25 protein-coding genes are annotated in these 25,216 nt (G+C 60.9%); 17 read left to right on the forward strand and 8 right to left on the reverse strand.

Annotation, left to right across the window (positions count from 1 at the left end; genetic code table 11):
- Positions 1–168: 168 nt before the first annotated feature.
- Together ACA046_RS30060 and rarD are read left to right on the forward strand one after the other, a co-directional pair.
- The gene (locus ACA046_RS30060; RefSeq protein ID WP_017476395.1) at positions 169–1,143 is read left to right on the forward strand and encodes a serine/threonine protein kinase; all 975 of its coding nucleotides are present in this window, start codon (positions 169–171) and stop codon (positions 1,141–1,143) included.
- A 107-nt stretch (positions 1,144–1,250) separates the two neighbouring features.
- Positions 1,251–2,135, forward strand: a complete 885-nt coding sequence (gene rarD / locus ACA046_RS30065; RefSeq protein ID WP_076017859.1) for an EamA family transporter RarD — start codon at positions 1,251–1,253, stop codon at positions 2,133–2,135.
- 222 nt (positions 2,136–2,357) lie between these two features.
- Here the strand turns inward: rarD and ACA046_RS30070 are convergent, their stop codons facing one another.
- On the reverse strand, positions 2,358–2,876 hold the full coding sequence (locus ACA046_RS30070; RefSeq protein ID WP_088423326.1) for a glycine cleavage system transcriptional repressor: 519 nt from the start codon (positions 2,874–2,876) through the stop codon (positions 2,358–2,360).
- Between the two features lie 485 nt (positions 2,877–3,361).
- Here ACA046_RS30070 and ACA046_RS30075 point away from each other — a divergent pair, with 485 nt between their 5' ends.
- Positions 3,362–5,539: a malate synthase G gene (locus ACA046_RS30075; RefSeq protein ID WP_497675498.1), complete on the forward strand. Its 2,178-nt coding sequence runs from the start codon at positions 3,362–3,364 to the stop codon at positions 5,537–5,539.
- Positions 5,540–5,567: 28 nt separating this feature from the next.
- Here ACA046_RS30075 and ACA046_RS30080 read toward each other — a convergent pair whose 3' ends face one another.
- Both ACA046_RS30080 and ACA046_RS30085 read right to left on the reverse strand, forming a co-directional pair.
- A complete protein-coding gene (locus ACA046_RS30080; RefSeq protein ID WP_497675499.1) occupies positions 5,568–5,711 on the reverse strand; it encodes a hypothetical protein in 144 nt (47 codons plus the stop codon).
- 11 nt (positions 5,712–5,722) lie between these two features.
- Positions 5,723–6,169 carry a response regulator gene (locus ACA046_RS30085; RefSeq protein ID WP_076017856.1) on the reverse strand — a complete coding sequence of 149 codons (447 nt, stop codon included), beginning with the start codon at positions 6,167–6,169 and terminating at the stop codon, positions 5,723–5,725.
- A 246-nt stretch (positions 6,170–6,415) separates the two neighbouring features.
- Here ACA046_RS30085 and ACA046_RS30090 point away from each other — a divergent pair, with 246 nt between their 5' ends.
- The 8 genes from ACA046_RS30090 to ACA046_RS30125 all read left to right on the forward strand — a co-directional run bounded on the left by ACA046_RS30090 (position 6,416) and on the right by ACA046_RS30125 (position 15,556).
- Positions 6,416–8,338, forward strand: a complete 1,923-nt coding sequence (locus ACA046_RS30090; RefSeq protein ID WP_497675500.1) for a putative nucleotidyltransferase substrate binding domain-containing protein — start codon at positions 6,416–6,418, stop codon at positions 8,336–8,338.
- Positions 8,335–9,042, forward strand: a complete 708-nt coding sequence (locus ACA046_RS30095) for a 3'-5' exonuclease (protein WP_459024273.1) — start codon at positions 8,335–8,337, stop codon at positions 9,040–9,042. The genes ACA046_RS30090 and ACA046_RS30095 overlap by 4 nt, the downstream gene beginning before the upstream one ends.
- Before the next feature lie 261 nt (positions 9,043–9,303).
- Positions 9,304–9,822 (forward strand): RNA polymerase sigma factor, encoded by a 519-nt coding sequence (locus tag ACA046_RS30100; protein WP_010167452.1) that lies wholly within the window; start codon positions 9,304–9,306, stop codon positions 9,820–9,822.
- Positions 9,819–10,796, forward strand: a complete 978-nt coding sequence (locus ACA046_RS30105; protein ID WP_459024276.1) for a FecR domain-containing protein — start codon at positions 9,819–9,821, stop codon at positions 10,794–10,796. The genes ACA046_RS30100 and ACA046_RS30105 overlap by 4 nt, the downstream gene beginning before the upstream one ends.
- Before the next feature lie 262 nt (positions 10,797–11,058).
- Positions 11,059–13,488 carry a TonB-dependent siderophore receptor gene (locus tag ACA046_RS30110; RefSeq protein ID WP_497675501.1) on the forward strand — a complete coding sequence of 810 codons (2,430 nt, stop codon included), beginning with the start codon at positions 11,059–11,061 and terminating at the stop codon, positions 13,486–13,488.
- A 62-nt stretch (positions 13,489–13,550) separates the two neighbouring features.
- Positions 13,551–14,654 (forward strand): PepSY-associated TM helix domain-containing protein, encoded by a 1,104-nt coding sequence (locus ACA046_RS30115; protein ID WP_497675502.1) that lies wholly within the window; start codon positions 13,551–13,553, stop codon positions 14,652–14,654.
- Positions 14,651–14,827 (forward strand): hypothetical protein, encoded by a 177-nt coding sequence (locus ACA046_RS30120; RefSeq protein ID WP_497675503.1) that lies wholly within the window; start codon positions 14,651–14,653, stop codon positions 14,825–14,827. The genes ACA046_RS30115 and ACA046_RS30120 overlap by 4 nt, the downstream gene beginning before the upstream one ends.
- A gap of 99 nt (positions 14,828–14,926) precedes the next feature.
- Positions 14,927–15,556 (forward strand): glutathione S-transferase, encoded by a 630-nt coding sequence (locus ACA046_RS30125; protein WP_497675504.1) that lies wholly within the window; start codon positions 14,927–14,929, stop codon positions 15,554–15,556.
- A 201-nt stretch (positions 15,557–15,757) separates the two neighbouring features.
- On the opposite strand, the gene creD is transcribed toward ACA046_RS30125, so the two are convergent.
- From creD to rloA2, 4 genes are read right to left on the reverse strand one after another with little or no spacing between them, the layout of a single operon-like run.
- A complete protein-coding gene (gene creD, locus ACA046_RS30130) occupies positions 15,758–17,107 on the reverse strand; it encodes a cell envelope integrity protein CreD (RefSeq protein WP_497675505.1) in 1,350 nt (449 codons plus the stop codon).
- Between the two features lie 52 nt (positions 17,108–17,159).
- Positions 17,160–18,599, reverse strand: a complete 1,440-nt coding sequence (gene creC, locus ACA046_RS30135) for a two-component system sensor histidine kinase CreC (RefSeq protein WP_497675506.1) — start codon at positions 18,597–18,599, stop codon at positions 17,160–17,162.
- On the reverse strand, positions 18,599–19,267 hold the full coding sequence (creB, locus tag ACA046_RS30140; protein WP_258342525.1) for a two-component system response regulator CreB: 669 nt from the start codon (positions 19,265–19,267) through the stop codon (positions 18,599–18,601). Before creB ends, creC begins: the two co-directional genes overlap by 1 nt.
- Before the next feature lie 9 nt (positions 19,268–19,276).
- The gene (gene rloA2 / locus ACA046_RS30145; protein ID WP_076017844.1) at positions 19,277–19,777 is read right to left on the reverse strand and encodes a retropepsin-like aspartic peptidase RloA2; all 501 of its coding nucleotides are present in this window, start codon (positions 19,775–19,777) and stop codon (positions 19,277–19,279) included.
- A 172-nt stretch (positions 19,778–19,949) separates the two neighbouring features.
- Between rloA2 and yihG the strand changes: the two genes are divergently transcribed.
- Positions 19,950–20,837, forward strand: a complete 888-nt coding sequence (gene yihG, locus ACA046_RS30150) for a 1-acylglycerol-3-phosphate O-acyltransferase, YihG family (RefSeq protein WP_459024291.1) — start codon at positions 19,950–19,952, stop codon at positions 20,835–20,837.
- Here yihG and ACA046_RS30155 read toward each other — a convergent pair.
- Positions 20,834–21,403, reverse strand: coding sequence for a DUF2780 domain-containing protein (locus ACA046_RS30155; RefSeq protein WP_497675507.1), 570 nt, complete (start codon positions 21,401–21,403; stop codon positions 20,834–20,836). The two genes, yihG and ACA046_RS30155, sit on opposite strands and share 4 nt — an antisense overlap.
- A 153-nt stretch (positions 21,404–21,556) precedes the next feature.
- On the opposite strand from ACA046_RS30155, the gene ACA046_RS30160 reads away from it, so the two are divergent.
- From ACA046_RS30160 to ACA046_RS30180, 5 genes are all read left to right on the forward strand, one after another.
- The gene (locus tag ACA046_RS30160) at positions 21,557–22,192 is read left to right on the forward strand and encodes a sigma-70 family RNA polymerase sigma factor (protein ID WP_497675508.1); all 636 of its coding nucleotides are present in this window, start codon (positions 21,557–21,559) and stop codon (positions 22,190–22,192) included.
- Entirely contained in the window at positions 22,189–22,866 is a 678-nt protein-coding gene (locus tag ACA046_RS30165; protein WP_497675509.1) for an anti-sigma factor, read from the forward strand. Before ACA046_RS30160 ends, ACA046_RS30165 begins: the two co-directional genes overlap by 4 nt.
- Positions 22,867–22,950: 84 nt before the next feature.
- Positions 22,951–23,409 carry an anti-sigma factor gene (locus ACA046_RS30170; protein WP_459024297.1) on the forward strand — a complete coding sequence of 153 codons (459 nt, stop codon included), beginning with the start codon at positions 22,951–22,953 and terminating at the stop codon, positions 23,407–23,409.
- A 422-nt stretch (positions 23,410–23,831) separates the two neighbouring features.
- Positions 23,832–24,080, forward strand: a complete 249-nt coding sequence (locus ACA046_RS30175) for a hypothetical protein (RefSeq protein ID WP_258342535.1) — start codon at positions 23,832–23,834, stop codon at positions 24,078–24,080.
- A gap of 120 nt (positions 24,081–24,200) precedes the next feature.
- Positions 24,201–25,175, forward strand: a complete 975-nt coding sequence (locus ACA046_RS30180; RefSeq protein WP_497675510.1) for a hypothetical protein — start codon at positions 24,201–24,203, stop codon at positions 25,173–25,175.
- Positions 25,176–25,216 lie beyond the last annotated feature (41 nt).

Consider the following 25,216-nt stretch of genomic DNA (forward strand, 5'->3'; position numbering starts at 1 on the left):
CCGCTCCCACATTAAACCGAGTCCTAGCCTTGGAATGCGGTCAAATGTGGGAGCGGGCTTGCTCGCGAAGGCGTCCGCACAGCCACCACCTATCCCACCACCTATCTATGCCCGTGTGCGTTACCATACCCGGCCGGACGCGGCGCCCTGCTGCGCGCAGGAGTTCGCATGGCACACCCGTTTGAAACACTGACCCCTGACCTGGTGCTCGACGCTGTCGAAAGCATCGGTTTCCTCAGCGACGCCCGCATCCTCGCGCTCAACAGCTACGAAAACCGTGTCTACCAGGTCGGCATCGAAGACTCCGAGCCCTTGATCGCCAAGTTCTACCGGCCACAGCGCTGGACCAACGAGGCTATCCTCGAAGAACACAGCTTCACCTTCGAACTGGCCGAGTGCGACGTGCCGGTAGTGGCGCCGATGATTCACAACGGCGAAAGCCTGTTCGAACACGCCGGTTTCCGCTTCACCCTGTTCCCGCGCCGTGGTGGCCGCGCGCCAGAGCCGGGCAACCTCGACCAGTTGTACCGTCTTGGCCAACTGCTGGGGCGTCTGCACGCCGTCGGCTCAACCCGGCCCTTCGAGCACCGCGAAGCCCTGGGCGTGAAGAATTTCGGTCACGACTCCCTGAACACCTTGCTGGAAGGCAATTTCATTCCTCGCAGCCTGCTGCCAGCCTACGAGTCCGTGGCCCGCGACCTGCTCAAGCGTGTGGAAGAGGTCTACAAGGCCACGCCCCACAAGAACATCCGCATGCACGGCGATTGCCACCCCGGCAACATGATGTGCCGCGACGAGATGTTCCACATCGTCGACCTCGATGACTGCCGCATGGGCCCTGCCGTTCAGGACCTGTGGATGATGCTCGCCGGTGACCGTCAGGAATGCCTGGGGCAGCTGTCGGAATTGATGGACGGCTACCAGGAATTCCACGACTTCGACCCACGCGAACTGGCCCTGATCGAACCGCTGCGCGCCCTGCGTCTGATGCACTACAGCGCCTGGCTCGCACGACGCTGGGACGACCCTGCGTTCCCCCATAGCTTCCCGTGGTTCGGCAGCGAACGTTACTGGGGCGACCAAGTGCTGGCGTTGCGTGAGCAGTTGTCGGCGCTCAACGAAGAACCGTTGAAGCTGTTCTGATCGCTACCGTCTGGGCCCTGACCTAGGGCCCTACACTTTCAACACACATCCCCTGAAAAATATCCTTACAATCGCGGCTTTGTTAGCTGCCTAAGCAAGGATTCTGCATGCAAGCCGCCAACCCCCGTCGCGGGTACATCTTGGGCCTGAGTGCCTACGTCATCTGGGGCCTGTTCCCGATCTACTTCAAAGCCATCGCCAGCGTTCCCGCCGCAGAAATCATCGTCAACCGCGTGCTGTGGTCGGCGCTGTTCGGCAGTTTGCTGCTGATGGTCTGGAAACACCCGGGCTGGTTTCGCGAACTGCGGGACAATCCCAAGCGACTGGCGATCCTGGCCCTGAGCGGCACCTTGATCGCAGCCAACTGGCTGACCTATGTGTGGTCGGTGAACAGTGGCCGCATGCTCGAGGCCAGTCTCGGTTACTACATCAACCCGCTGGTGAACGTGCTGCTGGGCATGGTGATCCTGGGTGAGCGCCTGCGCCGCCTGCAATGGGTCGCCGTCGGGCTGGCTGCTGTGGGTGTGGCGCAACAGGTGTGGCAAGTCGGCAGCTTGCCGTGGGTGTCCCTGGTACTGGCAGCCACCTTTGGTTTCTACGGTTTGATCCGCAAGCAGGCGCCGGTCAAGGCACTGCCCGGGCTGGTAGTGGAAACCTGGATGTTGGTGCCGATTGCCATTGCATGGCTGCTGTTCAACCCGTCTGCACACAGTGCACAGATGGAATTCTGGAGCACCTCCGAGGCGTGGTGGCTGGTGGCCGCTGGCCCGGTGACGCTGATCCCGCTGGTGTGTTTCAACGCCGCCGCGCGGCATTTGCCCTACACCGCCCTGGGTTTCCTGCAATATGTGGCACCGACCCTGGTGCTGCTGGAAGCGGTGTTGCTGTTCAATGAACACCTGGCGCCGGCCACGTTGATCGCCTTCTGCTTTATCTGGGCCGGCCTGGTGGTTTACAGCCTCGACGCGTGGCTGACCATGCGGAAAAACTGATCAAATAACGTACAAACCCCTGCAAGCCACAGCCGGCGTGGCTTGCAGGCATTCACCCCAAGGTTATCCACAGCCTGATCCCCGGCGTTTGTGCACAAGCCCTTGAAACTGCTCGTTTTTTGCTCAATCCACGCAGAGCCACGGCCCGCCTGGGCTGGACACGGGTCTCTACAGGTTATCCACAGGCCCATGCAAGATTTCCATGCATAACCTTGTGGGCAACTATTCCTCGCTGCGCAGTTCCAGCTCCACCATCAGGTCGTCTGCCAGGGTTTCCAATGCTGCCTGCAAGGTCTCCAACGGCAGTGTCAAAGGCACCGCCAACAAGGCTTCGGCGTGAAACAGCGGGTCACTGCTCATGGGTGCCGGGCGCACGTCGGTGATCAGGCGCTCCAGGTTGACGCCCTGCTTGCTGAGCAGCGCGGTAATGTCACGAACAATCCCCGGCCGGTCATTGCCCACCAGCGCCATCGCGATCGGTTGCGACTCACTGGCGGCGACCGAACTGCTTTCGCCCAGCAGTACGCGAATGCCGTGGGTGGACAAGTCTTCCAGCGCCCCAATCAAATCCAGACGATTTTCCGCCGGCACGCTCACCCGCAAGATCCCGGCAAACTGCCCGGCCATGTGCGCCATGCGGCTTTCCAGCCAGTTGCCGCCGTGGGACGCGATGCATTGGGCGATGCGTTCGACCACGCCGGGTTTGTCCGGGGCGATGACAGTCAGTACGAGATGGTCCATGGTGTCGTCCTCTTCTTTTGATTCTTGTAGGAGCGAGCTTGCTCGCGAAGAACGTGAGAGCACCGTTGGGTGTCAGGCATCCCGCGTTATCGTTAACGACCTTCGCGAGCAAGCTCGCTCCTACAAGGTGGACGCAGGCGCCCGCGAAAACAAATCGTGTACCATTTTTATATTTATCTGGAACAATCTAATAGTTTTTTGAGAACATCCTGTACCCCACTGTGACCGTACGACCAAAGTGGGTCGCTAAACGACGTATTTAGTCTAATTTTCACAACCGCAACTCATCATGTAGTATGCCCAATCGCGCACTACATAACGTTAGGTCGATGTCTGCCAAGGCAACCACGCACCGCGACGCAGCCCGCCCAGCCGCCTTCAACGGCATGTACTGGTGCAGCGTGTTCACGGTTTACATGGCCAGAGGCTTCATTGGTAAATTGAAAAGCTGAAAAGCGCATAAGCTCCGCAGAGTGAGGCAAGCAATGACTGAACACGTTCAAGTCGGTGGCCTGCAGGTCGCCAAAGTCCTGTTCGACTTCGTGAACAACGAAGCCATTCCTGGTACCGGCATTACCGCCGACCAGTTCTGGGCCGGTGCCGACAAGGTCATCCATGACCTGGCGCCGAAGAACAAAGCCCTACTCGCCAAACGCGACGATTTTCAAGTGCGGATCGACACCTGGCACCAGGCACACGCCGGCCAGGCCCACGACGCCGTGGCCTACAAAGCCTTCCTTCAAGATATCGGATACCTGCTGCCAGAAGCCGCGGATTTCCAGGCGTCGACCCAAAACGTCGATGAAGAAATTGCCCACATGGCCGGCCCGCAGCTGGTCGTGCCGGTGATGAACGCCCGTTTCGCCCTCAACGCCTCGAACGCGCGCTGGGGCTCCCTGTATGACGCGCTGTATGGCACCGACGCCATCAGCGAAGCCGACGGCGCCGAGAAGGGCAAAGGCTACAACAAGGTGCGTGGCGACAAAGTCATCGCCTTCGCCCGCGCCTTCCTCGACGAAGCCGCACCACTGGCTGCTGGCAGCCACGTGGATTCCACCGGCTACAAGATCGTCGACGGCAAGCTGGTGGTCAGCCTCAAGGGCGGCAGCAACAGCGGCCTGCGCAGCGATGCGCAACTGATCGGCTACCAGGGCGACGCTGCCAAGCCGACTGCTATCCTGCTCAAACACAACGGCCTGCACTTCGAAATCCAGATCGACGCCAGCACCCCGGTCGGCCAGACCGACGCCGCCGGCGTGAAAGACGTGCTGATGGAAGCCGCCCTGACCACCATCATGGACTGCGAAGACTCCGTCGCTGCCGTCGATGCCGATGACAAGGTGGTGATCTACCGCAACTGGCTCGGCCTGATGAAGGGCGACCTGTCGGAAGAAGTCGCCAAGGGTGGCAAGACCTTTACCCGCACTATGAACGCCGACCGCGTTTACACCGGTGCTGACGGCAAAGAAGTGACCCTGCACGGGCGTTCGCTGCTGTTCGTGCGTAACGTTGGCCACTTGATGACCATCGACGCAATTCTCGACAAAGACGGCAACGAAGTGCCGGAAGGCATTCTCGACGGCCTGCTTACCAGCCTGTCGGCGATCCACAGCCTCAACGGCAACACCAGCCGCAAGAACAGCCGCACCGGTTCGGTGTACATCGTTAAGCCGAAGATGCACGGCCCGGAAGAAGCTGCGTTCACCAACGAGCTGTTCGGCCGTATCGAAGACGTGCTGAAGCTGCCACGCAACACCCTCAAAGTCGGGATCATGGACGAGGAGCGCCGCACCACGGTCAACCTCAAGGCCTGCATCAAGGCGGCCAGCGAGCGTGTGGTGTTTATCAACACCGGCTTCCTCGACCGCACCGGCGACGAAATCCACACCTCCATGGAAGCTGGCGCGATGGTGCGAAAGGCCGCCATGAAGACCGAGAAATGGATCGGCGCCTACGAAAACTGGAACGTCGATATCGGCTTGAGCACCGGCCTGCAAGGCCGCGCACAAATCGGCAAAGGCATGTGGGCCATGCCCGACCTGATGGCCGCCATGCTTGAGCAGAAGATTGCTCACCCGCTGGCCGGCGCCAACACGGCGTGGGTTCCTTCGCCAACGGCGGCTGCGCTGCACGCGCTGCACTACCACAAGGTCGACGTATTCGCCCGCCAGGCCGAGTTGGCCAAGCGCGAACGTGCTTCGGTGGACGATATCCTGACCATTCCTCTGGCCCAAAATACCGATTGGTCCGACGAAGAAATCCGCAACGAACTGGACAACAACGCCCAGGGCATCCTCGGTTACGTGGTGCGCTGGATCGACCAGGGCGTGGGTTGTTCGAAAGTGCCGGACATCAACGACGTCGGCCTTATGGAAGACCGTGCCACCCTGCGTATCTCCAGCCAGCACATCGCCAACTGGCTGCGCCATGGCATCGTCAATGAAGGCCAGGTGATGGAAAGCCTCAAGCGCATGGCGCCGGTGGTGGACCGTCAGAACGCCGGTGACGCGCTGTATCGCCCGCTGGCTCCGGATTTCGACAGCAACATCGCGTTCCAGGCAGCGGTGGAGTTGGTGATTGAAGGGACCAAGCAGCCGAACGGTTACACCGAGCCGGTGTTGCACCGTCGGCGTCGGGAGTTCAAGGCCAAAAATGGCTTGTAACTAATCGCTGGAAACGAAAAAGCCCTGATCAATAAATGGTCAGGGCTTTTTTTGGCATTTCGTAGCAGCTGTCGAGCCTTGGCGAGGCTGCGTCGGGCGCGACTCGGTTCAGTGCCTGGATCATCATCGGCAGTGCGACCGACGCAGCCTCGCTGGCGCTCGACAGCTGCACGGGAGGATCCGTTACTGCGCCATCCCCAACTCCCGCTTCACCATCTTCGCCAGCTTCACGCTATCAATGGGCTTGAGCAAAAAGTCCACCACGCTCAAATGCATCGCATCAATCACATCCGGCGCCTCGGCATCCCCCGACATGATGATGATCGGCAGTGCGGCCCGGGTGGACCCGCGCACCTGGCGAATCAATTGCAACCCGTTGCTCGGCGCCATGCGCAGGTCGGTGATCAGCAAGCCAATGGAGCTGGTGGAGCTCAACAAGTCCCATGCCGACTCGCCGCTGTCGGCGGTCATGCAGCGAATGCCGTCCAAACCAAGAATTTCTGCCAGCAGTTCACGCGCGTCCTTGTCGTCATCCACGATCAAAACCCGTTGTGGCGGTAAATCAGGCTCCTGCATAACCGCGCTCAGGGCCTCGCGCTCGGCGTCACTCAAAATATCGTGGTCGGACATACGTTTCTCGGCAGTTCTGATCAATCTCCCAGCACAGAAGTCAGACATCACCGGAAGGGCGAACAATGTGCACTTCGTCGGAAAGTTTGCCTAGTGGGCGTTCTACGGGGTTTGGACGATATTCATGTAAGGTTTTTCCCTAGTCAGTGAGGGCGAATCGCTACCTAGACTTACGTCCAATGGGCACCCGCAGCGCAGGAGCCGACCATGAGGCACGATAACGACAAAAAAACTGCGGTCATAGGTATGAGTAAAGCTGATGCTTTCACACAAGCGGGGAAAACCGCTGTGTTGCAGAACATCCACGGCACCCTGCAATTCCTGCAACGCTTCCCACCGTTCAACCAGATGGAAAACACCCACCTGGGATTTCTGGTAGAGCAGTGCCAATTGCGCTTCTACGGCCCCGGCGAGAGCATCCTCAAGCCGTCGGGCGGGCCGGTGGAACACTTCTATATCGTCAAGCAAGGGCGCGTGGTCGGCGAGCGTCCCGACTCGGCCGAAACCACCTTTGAAATCACCACCGGTGAATGTTTTCCGCTGGCGGCGTTGCTCGGAGAACGGGCGACCCGCACCGAGCATAAAGCCGCCGAAGACACCTTCTGCCTGCAACTGAATAAGCCGGCCTTTATCAAGCTGTTCGCCCTTTCCAGCGTGTTTCGCGACTTCGCTTTGCGCGGGGTGAGCAGCCTGCTGGACCAGGTCAACCAGCAAGTCCAGCAAAAGGCCGTGGAAACCCTCGGCACGCAATACTCGCTGAACACCCGCCTGGGCGAATTGGCCATGCGTCATCCGGTGACCTGCAGCCCGCTGACGCCGCTGCGTGAAGCGGTCACGCAGATGCACGAGCAGCAAGTGGGCAGCATTGTGATCGTGGATGAGCACAAGGCACCCCTGGGGATTTTCACCCTGCGGGACCTGCGCCAGGTGGTGGCCGACGGCACCAGTGATTTCAACCAGAGCATCGAGCGCCATATGACCCAGGCGCCGTTCTTCCTCACCCCGGACCACAGCGCCTTCGACGCCGCGATCGCGATGACCGAACGGCATATTGCCCACGTGTGCCTGGTCAAGGATCAGCGTCTGTGCGGCGTAGTCTCCGAACGTGATCTGTTTTCCCTGCAACGGGTAGACCTGGTGCACCTCGCGCGCACCATTCGCAATGCGCCCAGGGTCGAAAACCTGGTGGCGATCCGTGGCGAAATCGGCCAGTTGGTGGAGCGCATGCTCGCCCACGGTGCTTCGTCCACGCAGATCACCCACATCATCACCTTGCTCAACGACCACACGGTGTGCCGCGTCATCGAACTGACCCTGGCCGAAAAAGGCGACCCCGGCGTGCCGTTCAGCTGGCTGTGTTTCGGCAGCGAGGGTCGCCGCGAACAAACGCTGTATACCGACCAGGACAACGGCATCCTGTTCGAAGCCAAGGACGCCGCCGAAGCCGCCGAGATTCGTGGCCGCCTGCTGCCGCTGGCACAGCAGATCAACCAGAGCCTGGCGCTGTGCGGCTTTACCCTGTGCAAGGGCAACATCATGGCCGGCAACCCTGAGCTGTGCCTGTCCCGGGCTGAATGGGCCCGGCGTTTTGCCGGGTTTATCCGTGAGGCAACGCCAGAGAACCTGCTGGGTTCGAGCATCTATTTTGATTTGCGGGTGGTTTGGGGCGATGAGCAAGGGTGCGAGCAATTGCGCCAGGGCATTCTCGACCAAGTCGCAGACAACCGTTTGTTCCAGCGCATGCTGGCGGACAACGCGTTACGCCAGCGCCCGCCAGTGGGGCGTTTCCGGGATTTCGTGCTGACGCGCAAAGGTGCAGACAAGGCGACACTCGACCTCAAGGTGCAAGGCCTCACGCCCTTTGTCGACGGTGCCCGGCTGCTGGCATTGGCCAATGGCATCAGCGCCATCAACACCCTGGAGCGCTTGCGCCAACTGGTGGCCAAGGAAGTCATCGAACGCCTGGACGGCGCGGCGTATGAAGAGGCCTACCACTTCATCCAACAAACCCGCATGCAGCAGCACCAACTGCAAACCCGCGAGAACCTGCCCTATTCCAACCGCGTCGACCCCGACAGCCTAAACCACCTGGACCGGCGCATCCTGCGCGAATCCCTGCGCCAGGCCCAACGCCTGCAAAGCAGCCTGACCTTGCGGTATCAGCTGTGAGCTTGTTTGGCTGGCTGCGCAAACCCAAACCTGGGCTGGACGCGGCGCAACAGCGGCGGGTTGAGCAATTGCCCAAACCTCGAGAGCTGGGGGACGGTTCGCTGCGGGACCAGCGTTGGGTGGTGGTGGACCTGGAAACCAGCGGCCTGAACCTCAATCGTGACCAAGTGCTTTCCATCGGCGCGGTGGTGATCGAGGACGGCGCAGTGGATTTCTCCCAACTGTTCGAACGCACCCTGCAACGGGCCGAGGCCAAGCTCAGCCCCAGTGTGCTGATCCACGGCCTGGGGCCCAGCGCCATCGCGGCGGGCAGTAACCCGGCAGAAGCGCTGATGGACTTCATGGAGTTTGTCGGCGACAGCCCGTTGCTGGCGTTTCATGCGCCCTTCGATCAACACATGCTGTGCCGGGCACTCAAGGACAGCCTGGGCTATCGCTTGAACCACCCGTTCCTGGACGTGGCCGACATCGCCCCGCTGCTGTGCCCTGATGCCAATATTCGCGAAGCCGGACTGGACGACTGGATCGGGCATTTCAAGCTGCAGGTGGGCGAGCGCCATCACGCCAGTGCGGATGCGTTGGCGACGGCGGAGTTGATGTTGATTTTGTTCAGCCGCGCACGGCAGCAGCAGATCGACAGCCCGCACGCGTTACAACAGCGCCTGGGCCAATGGAAACGCCGCAAGCAAGCGCCCTCATTCTAATTGTGGCGAGGGAGCTTGCTCCCGCCGGGGTGCGAAGCGCCCCCAAAATCAGCCAACCCATTTCCAACTGAATAAATGCACTGCCTGGATTACGACTGCTGCGCAGCCGAGCGGGAGCAAGCTCCCTCGCCACAGTAAGCTGCATCATCATGATAGATATCATTACGCCGCCGCCCGACCAACGCCAATTGCACCCGCCTTACACCTCTGCCACAATCGCGAATAATTCTCGTTAGTTTAAACTTTCCGATCGGTGTCGCCTTGTCGTCAATCCAAAGTCCCCACAGTGAGCTTGTTGGCGCGTTATACCGCGACCATCGCAGCTGGCTGTTGGCGTGGCTGCGACGCAATGTGGCCTGCCCCAGCCGTGCCGAAGACCTGAGCCAGGACACCTTCATGCGCCTGCTGGGCCGTGAAGAACTGCGCGAACCCCGCGAGCCGCGGGCCTTCTTGGTGGCCATCGCCAAGGGACTGCTGTTCGACTACTTCCGCCGCGCCGCGCTGGAACAGGCTTACCTCACCGAGCTGATGCTGATCCCGGAAAGCGAGCACCCGTCACCGGAAGAGCAGCAACTGATCCTCGAAGACCTCAAGGCCATCGACCGCCTGCTGGGCAAACTCTCGAGCAAAGCCCGCGCGGCCTTCCTCTATAACCGCCTCGATGGCATGGGCCACGCCGAAATCGCCCAGCGCCTCGGGGTTTCCGTGCCCCGGGTGCGGCAATACCTGGCCCAGGGCATTCGACAGTGCTACATCGCCTTGTACGGCGAGCCGCTGTGAGCCCGGTCAGTTCCAAGCCGGTGACGGCGCGGGTGCTCGATGCAGCCATTGCCTGGCAACTGTCCCTCGGTTCGGGCGACGGCAGCGCGGTGGAACAGGAAGAATTCGCCAAATGGCTGGCCAGCGATGAAGAACACGCCCGGGCCTGGCGCCAACTGGGCATGCTCGATCAGCGTTTCAGCGTGGCCTCGGGCCCGGCCCGTGCGGCGTTATTGAACTCGCGCGAAGGCATTCGCCGGCGCGTGCGCAAGCTCGGCAGCGGCCTGGCCAGCGTGGTGCTGGTGTGCGGCCTGGTGCTCTTCGCTGGCCAGCGCTACATGCCGCTCAACTATTGGCTGGCCGACCAGCGCACCGCCACCGGCGAACAGCGCACGCTCAAGCTGGCGGACGGTACGGTGATCAACCTCAATACCCACAGCGCGATCGACGTGCGCTTCGACGAAAAACGCCGAGTGATCGTGTTGCAGGAAGGCGAGATCCTCGTCGAGACCGGCCATAACGACGCCCGCCCGTTTTTTGTCGAAACCCGCGAAGGCAGCCTGCGCGCCTTGGGCACGCGGTTTATCGTCAAGCGCGAAGAGGACGGCACGCGCCTCAGCGTGTTGCAGTCTGCCGTCGGCGCGCAGCCTGAGGCGTTGCATCAGGAGCAGATCTTCAAGGAAGGCCAGCAAGTACTGATGCGCCGCGACGGCCTCGGCCCGATGCTGGCTGTCAGCCCCGGCACCGACGCCTGGACACGCGGCATGCTGGTGGTAGACAACGCGCGCCTCGGCGATGTGGTTGAGGAACTGAGCCGCTACCGCACCGGATACCTGGGTGTGGATAAACAAGTGGCCGACCTGCGGATCACCGGCAGCTTCCCGTTGCACGACACCAACCTGGCGCTGAATGCATTGCTGCCAACCTTGCCCGTGCAAATCGAACAGCACACCCCATGGTGGGTCACCGTAAAGGCCAAGCCGCCCACGCAATAGCCGCGTAGCGCACTCAATAGCCGCGTAGCAGCTGTCGAGCCTAAGCGAGGCTGGGTTGGCAGCGCTGCCAAACTTCAGCCTGGCATCGTACCGAGTCGCGCCCGACGCAGCCTCGCTTGGGCTCGACAGCTGCTACGGAAAAATAGCGCCTGGAGCTACCGATGCGGGCCAAATAGAAATTATTTTCATTCGGCCCTATCACTTTTTGCATTTCGTTCGGCACATAGGCAATTGAGAAATATTTCCATTCAGGAGCCGCCGTATGTCCCGCACGCTAGACACCTTGTTGCGCCCCAGCCTGTTAGCCGTGGCTATTGCCCTCAGCGCCCCGCTGGCCAGCACTCAGCTGATCGCCGCCGAACAGGCATCCAGCGTGCGCGCGTACAACCTGCCGGCAGCGCCGCTGTCCACCACCCTGAACCAGATCGCCAGCCAGGCGGGCTTGGCGCTGACGCTGAATCCAGGGTTGGCCTCGGGCAAGACTTCCGCACCGGTGAAGGGCCAATTCGATGCGCAGGGTGCGTTGCGTGAAGCGTTGCGTGGGACCGGGCTGCAACTGGAGCAAAGCAGTGCAGGCACGTTCAGCCTGGTAGCGATTCCGGATGGGGTTGTGGCGCTGCCGGAGACCAGCATTACCGGGCAGGCGGATGCGGAGAGTGCGTGGGGGCCGGTTGACGGCTACCTGGCGTCTCGCACCGCTGCCGGCACCAAGACCGATACCGCACTGGTCGAAGCCCCGCGCTCGATTTCTGTCGCCACCCGACAACAAATGCAGGACCGCAACGTCCAGAACCTGGATGACGCCGTGAAGTACATGCCCGGCATCGTGTCCGCCAGCTACGGCAGTGACACCCGCTACGACTGGATGCGTGTACGCGGCTTCGAACCCACCCAATTCCTCGATGGCCTGCCGCTGCCCCGCGGCGTGTACGCCAATCCCAAAGCCGAAACCTGGAACCTCGACCGCCTCGCGCTGCTGCGTGGCCCAGCCTCGTCGGTCTACGGCCAGACCCCACCGGGCGGTCTGCTGGACATGGTCAGCCGACGTCCCAGCGCTGAATCGAGCAATGCTATCCAAGTGCAATACGGCAGCGACAACTACCGCCAGATCAACTTCGCCAGCACCGGCAAGATTGATGATGAAGGCCAGTTTCTCTACGGCCTCAGCGGTGTGGTGCGCGATGCTGGCACTCAGGTCGATCACATCGACAACAAGCGCTACAACATCGCCCCCAGCCTGACGTGGAACATCGACACCGACACCAAGCTGACTTTCCTGTCGCAGTTCACTCGTGACGATACCGGCGCTACCAGTCAGTTTCTGCCGATTGTAGGCACCAAGATCCACTCGCCACTGGGCGACATATCTCATCACAAAAACCTCGGCGATCCGGACTACGAGTACTACGACCGCACCTACTACGCACTGGGCTATGCCTTTGAGCATCGCTTCAACGACACCTGGCAGTTCAAGCAGAACCTGCGCTACACCAAGTCGGAACTGTCCTTCCAACAACTTACCGTAGGCTCCTACGGCTTCTCGACCATTGATGCCGAGGGTAATACCAGCCGCGGGTCGACCAACGTGGACGAAAACATCGGCCAGTTCGCCGTAGACAACAATTTCCAGGCTGACTTCGCCACGGGCGACATCACCCACACCCTGCTGCTCGGCCTGGATCACCAGCGCACCGACACCTCCTACCTGTCGATCTTCGGTGATGGCGGGACGGTCAACCTCTACAACCCGGTCAACACCACGCCGGTGGTGCGCCCGGCGCGCTCCACGGCTTATTACGACTACAACCAGAAAACTATCCAGACCGGCCTGTACGCCCAGGACCAGATGGCCTTGGACAAGTGGCGCCTGACATTGGGCGGTCGTGAAGACTGGGTGCACCAAGGCACCACGTACTTCAACAAAAACGATGCAACCAATACCGACCGCAGCAAGAATTTCAGTGGCAACGCCGCACTGAGCTATGTGTTCGATTCGGGCTTCGTGCCTTACCTCTCCTACGCCGAATCGTTCCAGCCAGCGAGCAACGCCAGCGTCTCGCCGACCGAGTCGTACAAACCCACCGAAGGCAAGCAATGGGAACTGGGGGTCAAGTACCAGCCGCCCGGCTCAAATACCCTGCTGAGTGCGGCCGTCTACGACCTGACCCAAAAGAACGTGCTGGTTACCAGCTTCGGTGCCGGTGGCCAGTCGATCACCAACCAGACCGGCGAAGTGAAGGTCAAGGGCCTGGAACTGGAAGCCGTATCTGACGTGACCGAGAACCTCAAGGTCATCGCTGCGTACACCTTGGCCAAATCCGAAGTTCAAAAAGGCCAATACAAAGGCAACCGCCTGCAACTGATGCCGAACCAGCAAGCGTCCCTGTGGACCGACTACACCTGGCACGCCGGTGTACTCGACGGTTTTGGTATTGGCGCGGGTGCCCGCTACACCGGCAACACCTATGGCGACCAAGGCAACACCTGGCTGGGCAAAGCCGATGCCTACACCGTGTTCGACGCCTCGGTGCACTACGACCTCGGCCGCCTGGACAACAGTCTCAAAGGTGCATCGCTGAAACTCAACGCCACCAACCTGTTCGACAAGGACTACATTTCCACCTGCGACGCTTCGTACTGCTACTACGGCGACCAGCGCAGCGTGGTCGCCAGTGCCACCTACCAGTGGTAATCGACTGAGCTAACAACCAGGCCGCCCCTTTGGGCGGCTTCGGTGTGTCTGAAGGCTAGAAAATGAAAAGCAAAACCATCCGCCGCTGGTCCTTCATCCACACCTGGACCAGTCTCGTCTGCACCGTGTTCCTGCTGCTGCTCGCCCTCACCGGCCTGCCATTGATCTTCCACCACGAGATCGACCACCTGCTGGGCAACGAACCCGAGCTGGCACACATGCCGGCGGACACCCCACAGCTGAACCTCGAACAGCTGGTAGCCAAGGCCCAGGCCCATCGCCCCGGCGAAGCCATGCAATACCTGGCCTGGGACGAAGACGACAAGAACGGCGTGATCGCGATCATGGCCGCCACCGCCGGCACGGAGCCCAATTCGTCCCACACCTTCATGCTCGACGCCCGCACCGGTGAAGCGGTGGAAACGCCGTCGGCCAACGGTGGGCTGACGATGTTCCTGCTGCGCCTGCACGTCGATATGTTCGCCGGGTTGCCGGGCAAGTTGCTGTTGGCGTTCATGGGCATTCTGTTTGTGCTGGCGATTATCTCCGGCACGGTGTTGTACCTGCCGTTCATGCGCCGGCTGAAATTCGCCACGGTGCGCCAGGACAAATCCACCCGCCTGCGCTGGCTCGACCTGCACAACCTGATCGGCGTGGTCACCCTGACCTGGGCGCTGGTGGTGGGCGTGACCGGCGTGATCAGCGCCTGCGCCGACCTGATCATCGCCGCCTGGCGTACCGACAGCCTCAGCGCGATGATCGAACCCTACAAAAACGCCCCGCCGCTGACCTTGCGCGCCCCCGCCACCGACCTGCTGACGATCGCCGCCAAGGCCGCGCCGGGCATGGAGCCGGACTTTATCGCGTTCCCCGGCACGCGCTTTTCCAGCGAGCATCACTACGCGGTGTTCATGAAAGGCAGCACTCACCTGACCTCGCACCTGCTGACGCCGGTGTTGATCGACGCCAGCAACCTGCACGTCACCGCCATCGCCGAACGGCCGTGGTACATGGACGCCATGGGCATGTCCCAACCGCTGCACTTCGGTGACTACGGCGGCATGCCGATGAAGATTCTCTGGGCGGTGCTGGATGTGCTGACCATCATCGTTCTGGGCAGTGGCGTGTACCTGTGGCTGGTGCGGCGCAAGGCGGCCAAGTCATGAAGCCGCGGCAGTCGAATTTCTGGAAGGTGTTCAGCATCCCACTGGCCATTGGGTTACTGAGTGCGGCCGGGTTGTTTGCGGCGTTGCTGGGGGATGGGTTGTGGGATTCGTTGAGCTGGGTGGGGCTGGGCATTCCGGCTGCAATTGGGGTATGGGCCTTTTGTAGGCGCTAGCTTGCTCGCGAAAAACCTGAGAGCGCCGCGTTAAACCAGACGCGCTGCGTTATCGTTGACGCCTTTCGCGAGCAAGCTCGCTCCTACAGAGGAATGCCCATGTCCACCTCAAGCATGACGTTGTTCCACAACCCTGCCTCGCCGTTTGTTCGCAAAGTACGGGTACTGCTGCACGAGACCGGCCAACTGAATCGCGTGACCTTGCACGCCTGCGTGCCGACGCCGGTCAAGCCCGATGCCGATGTAATCCTGGACAACGCGCTGGGCAAGATCCCCGCGCTGCGCCTGGCCGATGGCAATGCATTACACGACAGCCGGGTGATCCTGGATTACCTCGACTACCAACATGCCGGGACCCCACTGATCCCACGCGACGGCCCTGCCCGCTGGCGGCGCCTGACCCTGGCCTCGACCGCCGACGGCATCATGGATGCCGCCGTGCTGGTGCGTTATGAAACCGCCATGCGCCCCGAGGAAAAACACTGGGACCTGTGGCTGGAGGGCCAGCGGGACAAGATCCGCCGCGCCCTCGACATGCTGGAACAGGACGCCATTGCAGAGCTGGCCGGGCCGTTTGATGTGGCGGCGATCAGCGTGGCGTGTGCACTGGCTTACCTGGACTTCCGCCACCCGGACATGCAGTGGCGGTCGAGCCATCCGAAGCTGGCGGCGTGGTATGCCGAGGTGAGTCAGCGGCCGTCGATGCTCCAGACCCAGCCGCCTGCTTAACCTGCTGCAAGGGTTCCTCTGTGGCGAGGGAGCTTGCTCCCGCTGGGCTGCGCAGCGGCCCCAAAAATCCTGGGAGCGCTTCGCACTCCAGCGGGAGCAAGCTCCCTCGCCACAGCAAGCTCCCGGGCTTCGGGAAACAGTGCATTGATCCGCATCATCAACGTCGCCCCTACCTGCTGATCCTCCCGCAACCCCAACGACCTACTCATCACCCACCTCCTTGCGCTTGCCCACCCCATACCAATCCAGCTTGCGGGTCAGCACCATCACCGTGCCCAACAACCCGAACAGCAGCAACGAACCCATCAACAACGCGTAATCCTCGGCACTCAACAACCCGTACAGCAAGCCATACAACGCCGCCAACCCGGCCGAGAACCCCAGGCCATGGGCGACGCTGCGCAGCACATTGCAGACGTAAAAACCAATCAGCACCACACAGGCAGTCGCCGATATCAGATACGCCGGGGCAAACCCGATGTGCTCAGACAACGACAACAGCAGCAGGTAAAAAAACGCCAGGGCAAACCCCACCAACGCGTACTGGATCGGGTGCACCGCCAGGCTCTTGAGCACCTCGAACAGAAAGAAACCGGCAAACGTCAGGGCGATAAACAACAGCGCATATTTGATCGCCCGGTCGCTCTTGAGGTACTGGTCCACCGGGTCGATAAAGCTCACGCCGAAGCTGCGCCCGTTGAAGTCGTCACACACCTGGTCCCACGAGCAGCCGCGCATGGTTTCTTCCAGGTTGGTGGAGAAAAATGTCGTCTGCCAATTGGCGGTAAAGCCTTGAGCGGTGACCTCGCGCTGGGACGGCAGGAAGTTGCCAATAAAGCTCGGGTGCGGCCAGTTGGACGCCAGCTTGACCTGGCTGGTCTTGCCCACCGGCACCACTTGCAGTTGCTCGGTGCCTTGCAGGCGCAGGTCAAAGGCGAAGTCAAAGGGTGTCGGCTTCTTGCTGTCCTGCTCGGGCAGCATCACGTGTACGCCCTCCCCCAGCCATGCCACTTGAGTGCCCGGCGAAAACTCCAGTTGCTGACTGCCCAGCTCCAGCTTCAGCGCGTTTTCGATGCCGCGAATGTCACTGATACCCACCGCCAGATACGCCGGGTCAAACCGGTAATCGGCAAAATCTTCCTTGATACCCAATTGCTCCGGCAATACAAAGCGCCCGCTGATCCGGCTGTCGGCGTGGAACAACCGTGCCTGGTAAATGCCCCGGGCCCGCACTTCGGTTTGCACCTGCCCGTCGAGGGCAAATTGCTCCGGCAGGAAATACAGACGACCGCGCACCTCACGGGTTTCTTCGTAGCGTTCGTTGAGTTTTTCATTGAGCTTCCACTCCCGGACGGTCTTGCGATAAGGCACCACCATCACCGGGCCGTTGAGAAGCTGGCTGTAGCTGGAGCTGCGGGCGATGTCCTGCAAGACATCGTCACGCATCTGCTGACGGTCGGTAATCACCCCGTGGATCATCAGCAACGGAATCAACAACAGCACCACCAGCAGCGCGATGGTGCCCAGTTTGAAAAGCAGATTGCGGTTCATGAAGCTCTCCCTGTTTTGATGGGGGAGAGTCTGGCGGGCGCTTAAGGGGACTTTATGAAGGGAATGTGGAGACTGTGTGGAGATGCAGTTTCACCTGCACGCCACCGGGCACGTTGCCGATCTGCAGTGAGCCGCCGTGCAGCTTCATCACCTCTTCGACAAAATTGAGCCCAAGGCCGGTGCTCTTGCGCCCGCTGGACGGGCGCGGCAGGGAATAGAAGCGCTCGCTGAGGCGCGGCAAGGCGTATTCGGGAATCGGCTCGGCCTGGTTGAACAGGGTGAATTCGATGCCGTCACTCAAGGCCTTGGCGCTGAACCGCAGGACGCCACCGGGCGGGGTGAAATCCAGGGCGTTTTCCAGCAGATTCCCCAAGGCCTGACGCAGCAGGAACGGCTCGCCGTACACCTGCACATCCGCCGCAATCGCCTGCTCAACCTGCAACCCGGCCCCTTCGATGCGCGCGCATTGAGCCTTGAGCACTTCGCTCACCAGCGCTGCCAGCGACAAGCTGCTCTGGTCTTCAAGTCCCTGGCGCTGCTCAACCTGAGCCAGGTTCAGCAGGCGTTCGATCAACTGCTGCAAGCGCGCACTTTCACTGTCGATATTGCCCACGAAACGCTGCTGCTGATCCCGGGACATGTCGCCCTGTAACAGTTCCGCCGCCCCGCGAATCGCAGCCAGCGGGCTTTTCAGTTCGTGGGTCAGGGTGTGCACATAACGCTCGACGTAAGCCTTGCCTTCCAGCTGGGTGCGCATGTGCTCCACCGCAGTAGACAGCTGCTCCAGCTCACCGCCGCGATAGTGCGGCAACTCGGCACGCCGGCCTTCGCTGACCGCCTGGGCATACGCCGTGAGCCGGCGCAGCGCGACACTCAACCACCACGACAACAACGCGCCAAACAACAGGCCGAGGCCAACCAGCCCGGCGCCGTACCACAGCAACCGGTTTTCGGTACGGTCCACGTAGGGCTGCAATGAGCTGTTGGGCTTGGCCACCGTGACTACGCCGATGATCTGCCCGTTATCGCGGATCGGCGCGCCGACGTGCATCACCGACGAAGCGGGGTCGTCCAGTTCGCTGCGGGTCGAGCGCGCACCGTATTCGCCGCGCAGGGTCAGGTACACGTCATTCCACTTCGAGTAATCCTCGCCCACGGCCTCGCCGGTGGAGTCCAGCAGCACGATGCCCTTGGCGTCGGTGACGTAGATGCGGTGGTTGACCTGGTTTTTCGGCAGGCCCCAGATGTTGGCGCCGGGCTGGCGTTCGCCATAGGCCTTGAGCAACTCGGGCCAATGGCTCTGGCCGAGGGTGCCGTTCTTCACATCCTCGCGCAGGATTTCCGCCAGCAGGTTGGCGGTGTCCACCAGAGTTTCTTCGGTGGACTGGCGCACACCGGGGCGGATTTCCTTCATTACGGTGCTGAGTACAAAGTAGCCGGTCAGGCCGATAAACAGCGCATACACCAGGAAGAACCGGATCCCCAGGCGCATCAGCTGTTGCCCGGGCTGTAGCTGTAGCCAAGGCCGCGGTGGGTCTGGATCGGTTCAGACTCGGGCGCCACCGTGCGCAATTTGCTGCGAACACTTTTGATATGGCTGTCGATATTGCGCTCGTAGCCTGCATCGGCCGCCACGCCCACCGCATCCAGCAGTTGCTCGCGGCTGAACACCCGCTCGGGTTGCTCCAACAGGCTTTGCAGCAAGCGAAATTCATGGCGCGTAAGGTTAAGCGGCTGCCCGCGATAACTGATCTGCATACGCTCCAGGTCCACCTGGAACACGGCCGGAGCAACACCGGGGCCAACCCGCTTGAGGATCGCCCGTACCCGCGCCGCCACTTCGCGCGGGCTGAATGGCTTGACCACATAGTCGTCAGCACCGATCTCCAGGCCCACCACGCGGTCGATCTCGCCGTCCCGGGCGCTGAGGAACATCACCGGCACTTCGCTGAAGCGCCGCAGTTGTTTGCAGGTTTCAAAACCGGTGATATCCGGCAGGCCGATGTCGAGGATGATCAGGTCCGCCGGGGTTTGCCGCTGATGGGCCAACGCCGCTTGGCCGAGGCTCAGCCAGGTGGTGGTGAAGCCCTCGCCTTGCAGGGCGAAAATCAGCGTGTCGGCGATGGCCGCTTCGTCTTCGACAATCAGGATATGCGGCATGGTGGTCCGTCAGCAGTCCGGTTTGTCCGCAGTGTAACGGCGAGCCGGGTTTACCGCAGCGCCGAATTCACGCAGGGCCTTGGCGCCGATCAGCAGCGGGTAGTTGAAGCTGCTGCGGTCGGTGAGGTTGACCTCGACGGTGCGCTTGACGTTGCCCAGGCACATTTCCAGGTCGATCACCGGGCGCTTGGCCACGGTGGCCTCGTCCTTATCGTCATCTTCGTCGGCGCGGCTTTTGATTTTGCTGATGCGCGACACCTTGTGCTCGTAGACCTTGTTGGTGGCGTCCTTGCCGCCGAGGCGGAAGCGCACCCAGTCGTCGCCATCACGGGTGAAGGTCTCGATGTCCCGGGCCGACAGCGAGGCGGTCAGCGCGCCGGTGTCCATCTTGGCCTTGAAGGTCTCGCCGATTTCCGGCAGTTGGATGTATTCGTAGCGACCGTAGAGGGTCGGCTCGGCGGCCATGACAGGCAAGGCCACGAGCGCTAGTAGGGCAAGGATGGATTTCACGTAGGAGGTTTCCTTGAAATAGATGGGCCAATTCTAGACTGCAAAAACGCCGCTTAGTTAGATCACAGAGCATACCCAGCCCGCTGTGAAACATTCGTCAGCTTATTTGCGATTTGGCCTCTAGACCCAAGCTGCTTATCATGGCGGGCCAAAATGATTCCAAGAGTTACTTATGCGCCGCCTGCTCACCGGCTGTTTCGTCACATTGCTGCTATTGCTCAACACCTTGGTGCTGTTCGGGCCGTTGATGGTGTTTGCCCTGCTCAAGCTGGTGGCGCCCGGTCGCTTGCGCGACTACGCCTCCTGGGCCGTCATGTGGATCGCCGAAACCTGGGCCGAGATCGACAAGCTGATCTTCGCCCTGTGCATCCCCACCCAATGGGACATTCGCGGCGGCGGCGACCTGCGAAGCGACACGTCCTACCTGGTGATCAGCAACCACCAATCCTGGGTCGACATCCCCGCACTGATCCAGGCCCTCAACCGGCGCACGCCGTTCTTCAAGTTCTTCCTGAAAAAGGAACTGATCTGGGTACCCTTCCTGGGCCTGGCCTGGTGGGCGCTGGATTACCCGTTCATGAAGCGCTACACCAAGGCGTTCCTGGCCAAGCACCCGGAGCTGGCAGGCCAGGACCTGAAGATCACCAAGGAGGCCTGTGAGCTGTTCAAGCGCCAGCCGGTCACGGTGGTGAATTACCTGGAAGGCACGCGGTTCAACCCGGCCAAGCGCAAACAGCAGGATTCACCCTTCGAGCGCCTGCTCAAACCCAAGGCGGGTGGCGTGGCGTTCGTGCTCGCGGCGTTGGGTGAACAGCTGGATGCGGTGCTCGACGTCACCGTGGTTTATCCACAGGAAAACATTCCGGGCTTCTGGGACTTGATCAGTGGCGCAGTGCCAAAGGTGATCGTGGATATCCGCACCCGTGAACTGGATTCGGCGTTGTGGCGGGGGGATTACGAAAACGATCCGGTGTTTCGCCAGACCGTCCAGAACTGGGTCAACCAGCTCTGGAAGGAGAAGGATGCGCGCATCGCCCAACTGCGCGCGGAGCGGTCTTAGCCGCCAGTGCCCCAGGCCGAAGCCAGTTTGCCCAGCACCGACTCGCTGGCGCCTTGGCCGCCCAGGTATTTCAGGATAACCGGGGCAAACTGGCCAACCATCCCACTGTCCATGCCCAGCGCGCTGAACGCGGTGTTCAGGTCGTTGGTGTTCTTCACGTTACCCAACACGCCGTCCAGGCCCGAAGTCTTGCTGCCGCCGCTCTGGCCGAGCATGCCGCTCAAGGCGCCGAGGCTGCCCAGGGAGTTGCTGCCGGAGAGCTTGTCCAGCCCAGGTACGCTCTGGGTCAGTTGCGAGTAATCACCGCCGCCCAATTTATTCTTGGCCAGGCCCAGCATCGCGCCGGTACCGCCGACGGCCTGCTCTGGGGTCACGTTCAATTGCGAGGTCAGGGCGCCCAGCAAACCGGCGGTCTGTGAGGTCGGCGCAGCCGCTGCTGCCTTGTCGCCACCCTGTGCGCCTGAAACGGCATTGGCTACGTCGCCGAGGCTGAAACCTGCCGCAAACACCGGGGTGGCCGCCACGGTCAACAGGCAGGACAGGGCAAAACCGCGTGAAATCTTCATCAAGACAACCTCTGAAAGTAAGCGCTAAAAGCAGGGGTTTGACTGGGTGTTACGAAAGATTGTTCCCACCTCACAGATTAGTTCAGAAAACCACTGCATCCGAACTGCCCTGCGCTGCGTATATCCACCACGAGCCGCGCGGAGGTAGATGGAATGAATGCCCAAGCTGGACTAACCTCAGCCTGCCCTCTTTACCGTGCGCCGTCCCATCGCCCTGTTGCAAGTGCCTGGAGAAGCCCCATTTCGACCCACGATGCAGATCAGTTGCGGCAATTGCTGGCCCAGTGTTCCCTGGGTAACCGCCAGGCGTTTGAAACGCTCTATCGCAGCGTTTCCCCGCGTTTGCACGGTGTCGCCCTGCGGTTCATGGGTCGCCGGGACCTGGCTGAAGAAGTCTTGCAGGATAGCTTCGTGCGCATCTGGTTCAACGCCTCGCGGTATGAAGCCCACTTGTCGGCGCCGCTGACCTGGATGATCAACATCACCCGCAACCTGGCCATCGACCAGTTACGCAAACACCGCGAACAACCCTTGGGCGACGGCCAGCAAGATGCCATGGCCGACGAAAGCCCCAGCGCCCATGAATTGCTCGACAGCGAGCGCGAAGCCCACGCCCTGAACCGCTGCCTCGACAGCCTCGAAGGCATGCAGCGTCAATCGATCACCGTGGCTTACTTCCAAGGCTTGTCCTGCTCGGAGTTGGCCGACCACCTGGCCGCGCCGCTGGGCTCGGTCAAATCCTGGATTCGCCGCGGCATGGAGCGCTTGCGCAGGTGCCTTGAATCATGAACTACCAGACTACCTCCCTGCGCCGCGCCCTCGCGGCTGACTATGCCATCGGGCTGATGCCTGCCACCGCCCGTCGGCGCTTTGAAACACTGCTGCTGGACGATGCAGCGCTGCGCGTTGAGCTAGGACACTGGCAGGACGCCCTCGCCAGCTTCACCGGGCCACTGCCTGAGCGGCCGGTGCCGGATCACGTGTGGGAAGGCATCAAGGCACGCATTGAGCCGCAAGTGCTGCATATGCCAGCGAAAAAACCGTTCTGGATGAGCTTGCGGTTGCTGGTAGCGGCGTGCGGGGTGGTGATCGCGGTGTTGGTGGGTGTGTTGTACCAGCGCGATCTTGGGGTGGAATACAACGCCACCCTGGTTGCGGCTAACCAGCAGCCTGCGCTGAAGATCCAGGCCTATGCGGACCATCTGCAGGTTGAACCGCTGGCCTTGGCGGCGGTGGAACCCGCTCGGGACCTGGAGCTGTGGGCAATTCCCAAGGGCGGCAAACCGATCTCTCTCGGGCTGGTGCCGGTCTCGGGCAAAGGCCGTATCCAATTGAGCAAAGAACACCAGGCGCTGCTGACGACGCCGTTGACGCTGGCAGTGAGCCTTGAGCCCCAAGGTGGTTCGCCGACCGGACAACCCACCGGGCCGGTGCTGTATCAGGGCCAATTGGCATCACTCTGAACAGAGGCTCAATACGATGGATGAGGAACCGATCGCCGTTAACTGGGTCCATGAAAGACTACAAAACATGTCAGGAAGAGCCTAATGACTGCGATCGACCCCCAAGTGATTGAGCACAAGCCTTCATTCTGGAGCCGCCCGCGCCTGTTCGTCGGCGCTTGTTTGGTGGTAGTCGCCGGCGTCGGCGGCGCGCTCTACACCCAGGACAGCGTCAAGTCTGCCGCACTGCTGGTGAACACCACCCAGCAACCGGCCGCACAGATCATGGCCCACAAGGATTACCTCGAAGTGCAGCCGATTGCCGCCACGGCACCGCCTCCGGACCAAAGCCTGGAGCTGTGGGCCGTCCCGGCTGACGGCACGCCGGTGTCGCTGGGCCTGTTGCCGGAAGACGGCAAAGGCATTATTGGCATCAACCCGCGCCAGCAGGAGTCGATCAGCAAACCGGTGACGCTGATGGTCAGTTCGGAAACCAAGGGCGGCTCGGTAACCAAGCAGCCGACGGGGCCAACGGTGTATCAGGGGGCTTTGGCGATTCGCTGAGTGACCCACGCAGGCAAAGAAGGCGACCCCCGGGGTCGCCTTTTTTTTGCCCGGCACGCTCAGGTTTTTCGCGGGCAAGCCCGCTCCTACAGTTGATCGTCGTTGTGTCGGGAAATGTGTTCGGCATTGCGTCTTGCCTCGGCCAAACAAGGAAGCTTATAGTCCGGCGGTCGTCCACATGGCGATACGGGTTTGGCGACTCGATTGAAATAATGCATGCAAAAGTACCTGTTTCTTTGCAGGTCTTTTTGCACCCGCAAAGCTGTGCTTTATGGCGGCTGTGCGCGGGAGACCTTCGGGTCTGCCGGCTTTGCTTCATTTCACCGGTTCGCCAACCTGCGTACAGCTGCCACCCATTCGTTTGGCGACGGGTGAGTGGTAGCCCCATTATCTGAAATGAGGTTGCACACATGAACCGCTACATGCCACTAACCGGCCACGACTGCACCGTCCCTTCCCTGCTCATCGACACCCAAACCCCGCTGGACGTGCTCCACGACGCAGCCGCCTACCGCATCCGCGCGGTGACCCAAGTCCTGGAAAACCTCGCGTTTCGCGACACCCTCATCACCGACACCATCGTCCTCAAGGACTTCGCCCTGCTCTGCGCCATTCCGCTGCGCGACGGTTGCGATTTGATGGATGTGATCGGTCGGCGGCTGCAGGAGTAGGCATACGCCGACACTTAAGTAGTCCATTTCCGAAACACTAAAAACGTCCCTGCACGCGTCTTACCTCGCCTGCAGCGCTTTCTTATAGTCGTGCGCCTCAGTCACTTGGAGGTGCACGCGATGCAGGGACCTTACGCATTTATCAATGATCGATCACAGCCTTATCCGCTACTGAAACAACGCCTCTCGCTTAATTCTCATGCTCAAACCAAGTTCGACATCCTTAACCAACATATCCGCAACACCGTGGTGTTACCTGGGCAGCTGGTGATTATCGGTGACAGCCGTACGGCTTCTTGTACCGTCGAAGAAGCGCGGTTGATGAGTTCGGCGCAGAACATAAAACATGCCCTGTTGGCACACTCCGCAACTGATCAATTCCTGATCAAAAATTACGACCAGCTGCAGAAGATCATGACCTACGCTTCGATCGGTGTCGGGAGTGCCACCAGCGCGTGGAGTAAACACCTGGAAGAAATCGAAAAGACCCTTCAGGAAATCGACGGCCTGCATAAGCAGTACTTAAGCAAGGGCACTGTGGCCGCAAGGGGTGAGTTCGTGGTTAAACGAAGCAACTTATTCTCCCGGCTCGAGAGTCAACTCTACGGCATGGCACGCTTCGGGAGCGGATTGAAAAATGAAGACTCCATCAAGAAAATGTTGGGTATTTCCAGTAAAAGCTATTGGCATCATGGAGAAATTCGCGGGTATGAAGAAACGGTCAAGCGCGTAGCCAAGGCTTCGCAGGTATTGAAGAAGGGGACTTACATTGGTATTGCGCTGGATGTTGGAGCGACAGCACTGGAGATAACGGAAGCGTGCTCCACGGGCCGCGAGCAAGCGTGTACGCAAGCGAAGTACGTTGAAGGTGGCAAGTTGGTGATTGGAGTGGGTGGCGCATCTGCGGGCGGGACACTTGGAGCACTTGGCGGTATCGGCGCCTGCGCGATTGTTTTTGGTATACCTACGGCTGGCGCCGGTGCTTTGGCATGCTCCATCATCGGTGGTGCAGCAGGTGGATTCGCCTTGGGCAAGCTTGGAAGCAATGCTGGAGAATGGGTGGGTAAAGTTCTCTATCAGGCAGTGGAGGATTGAATGCACTTGGAATACTTTGCGGTGGTCTCATGCGCCCTCCT

Source organism: Pseudomonas sp. LBUM1641 (assembly GCF_059716235.1).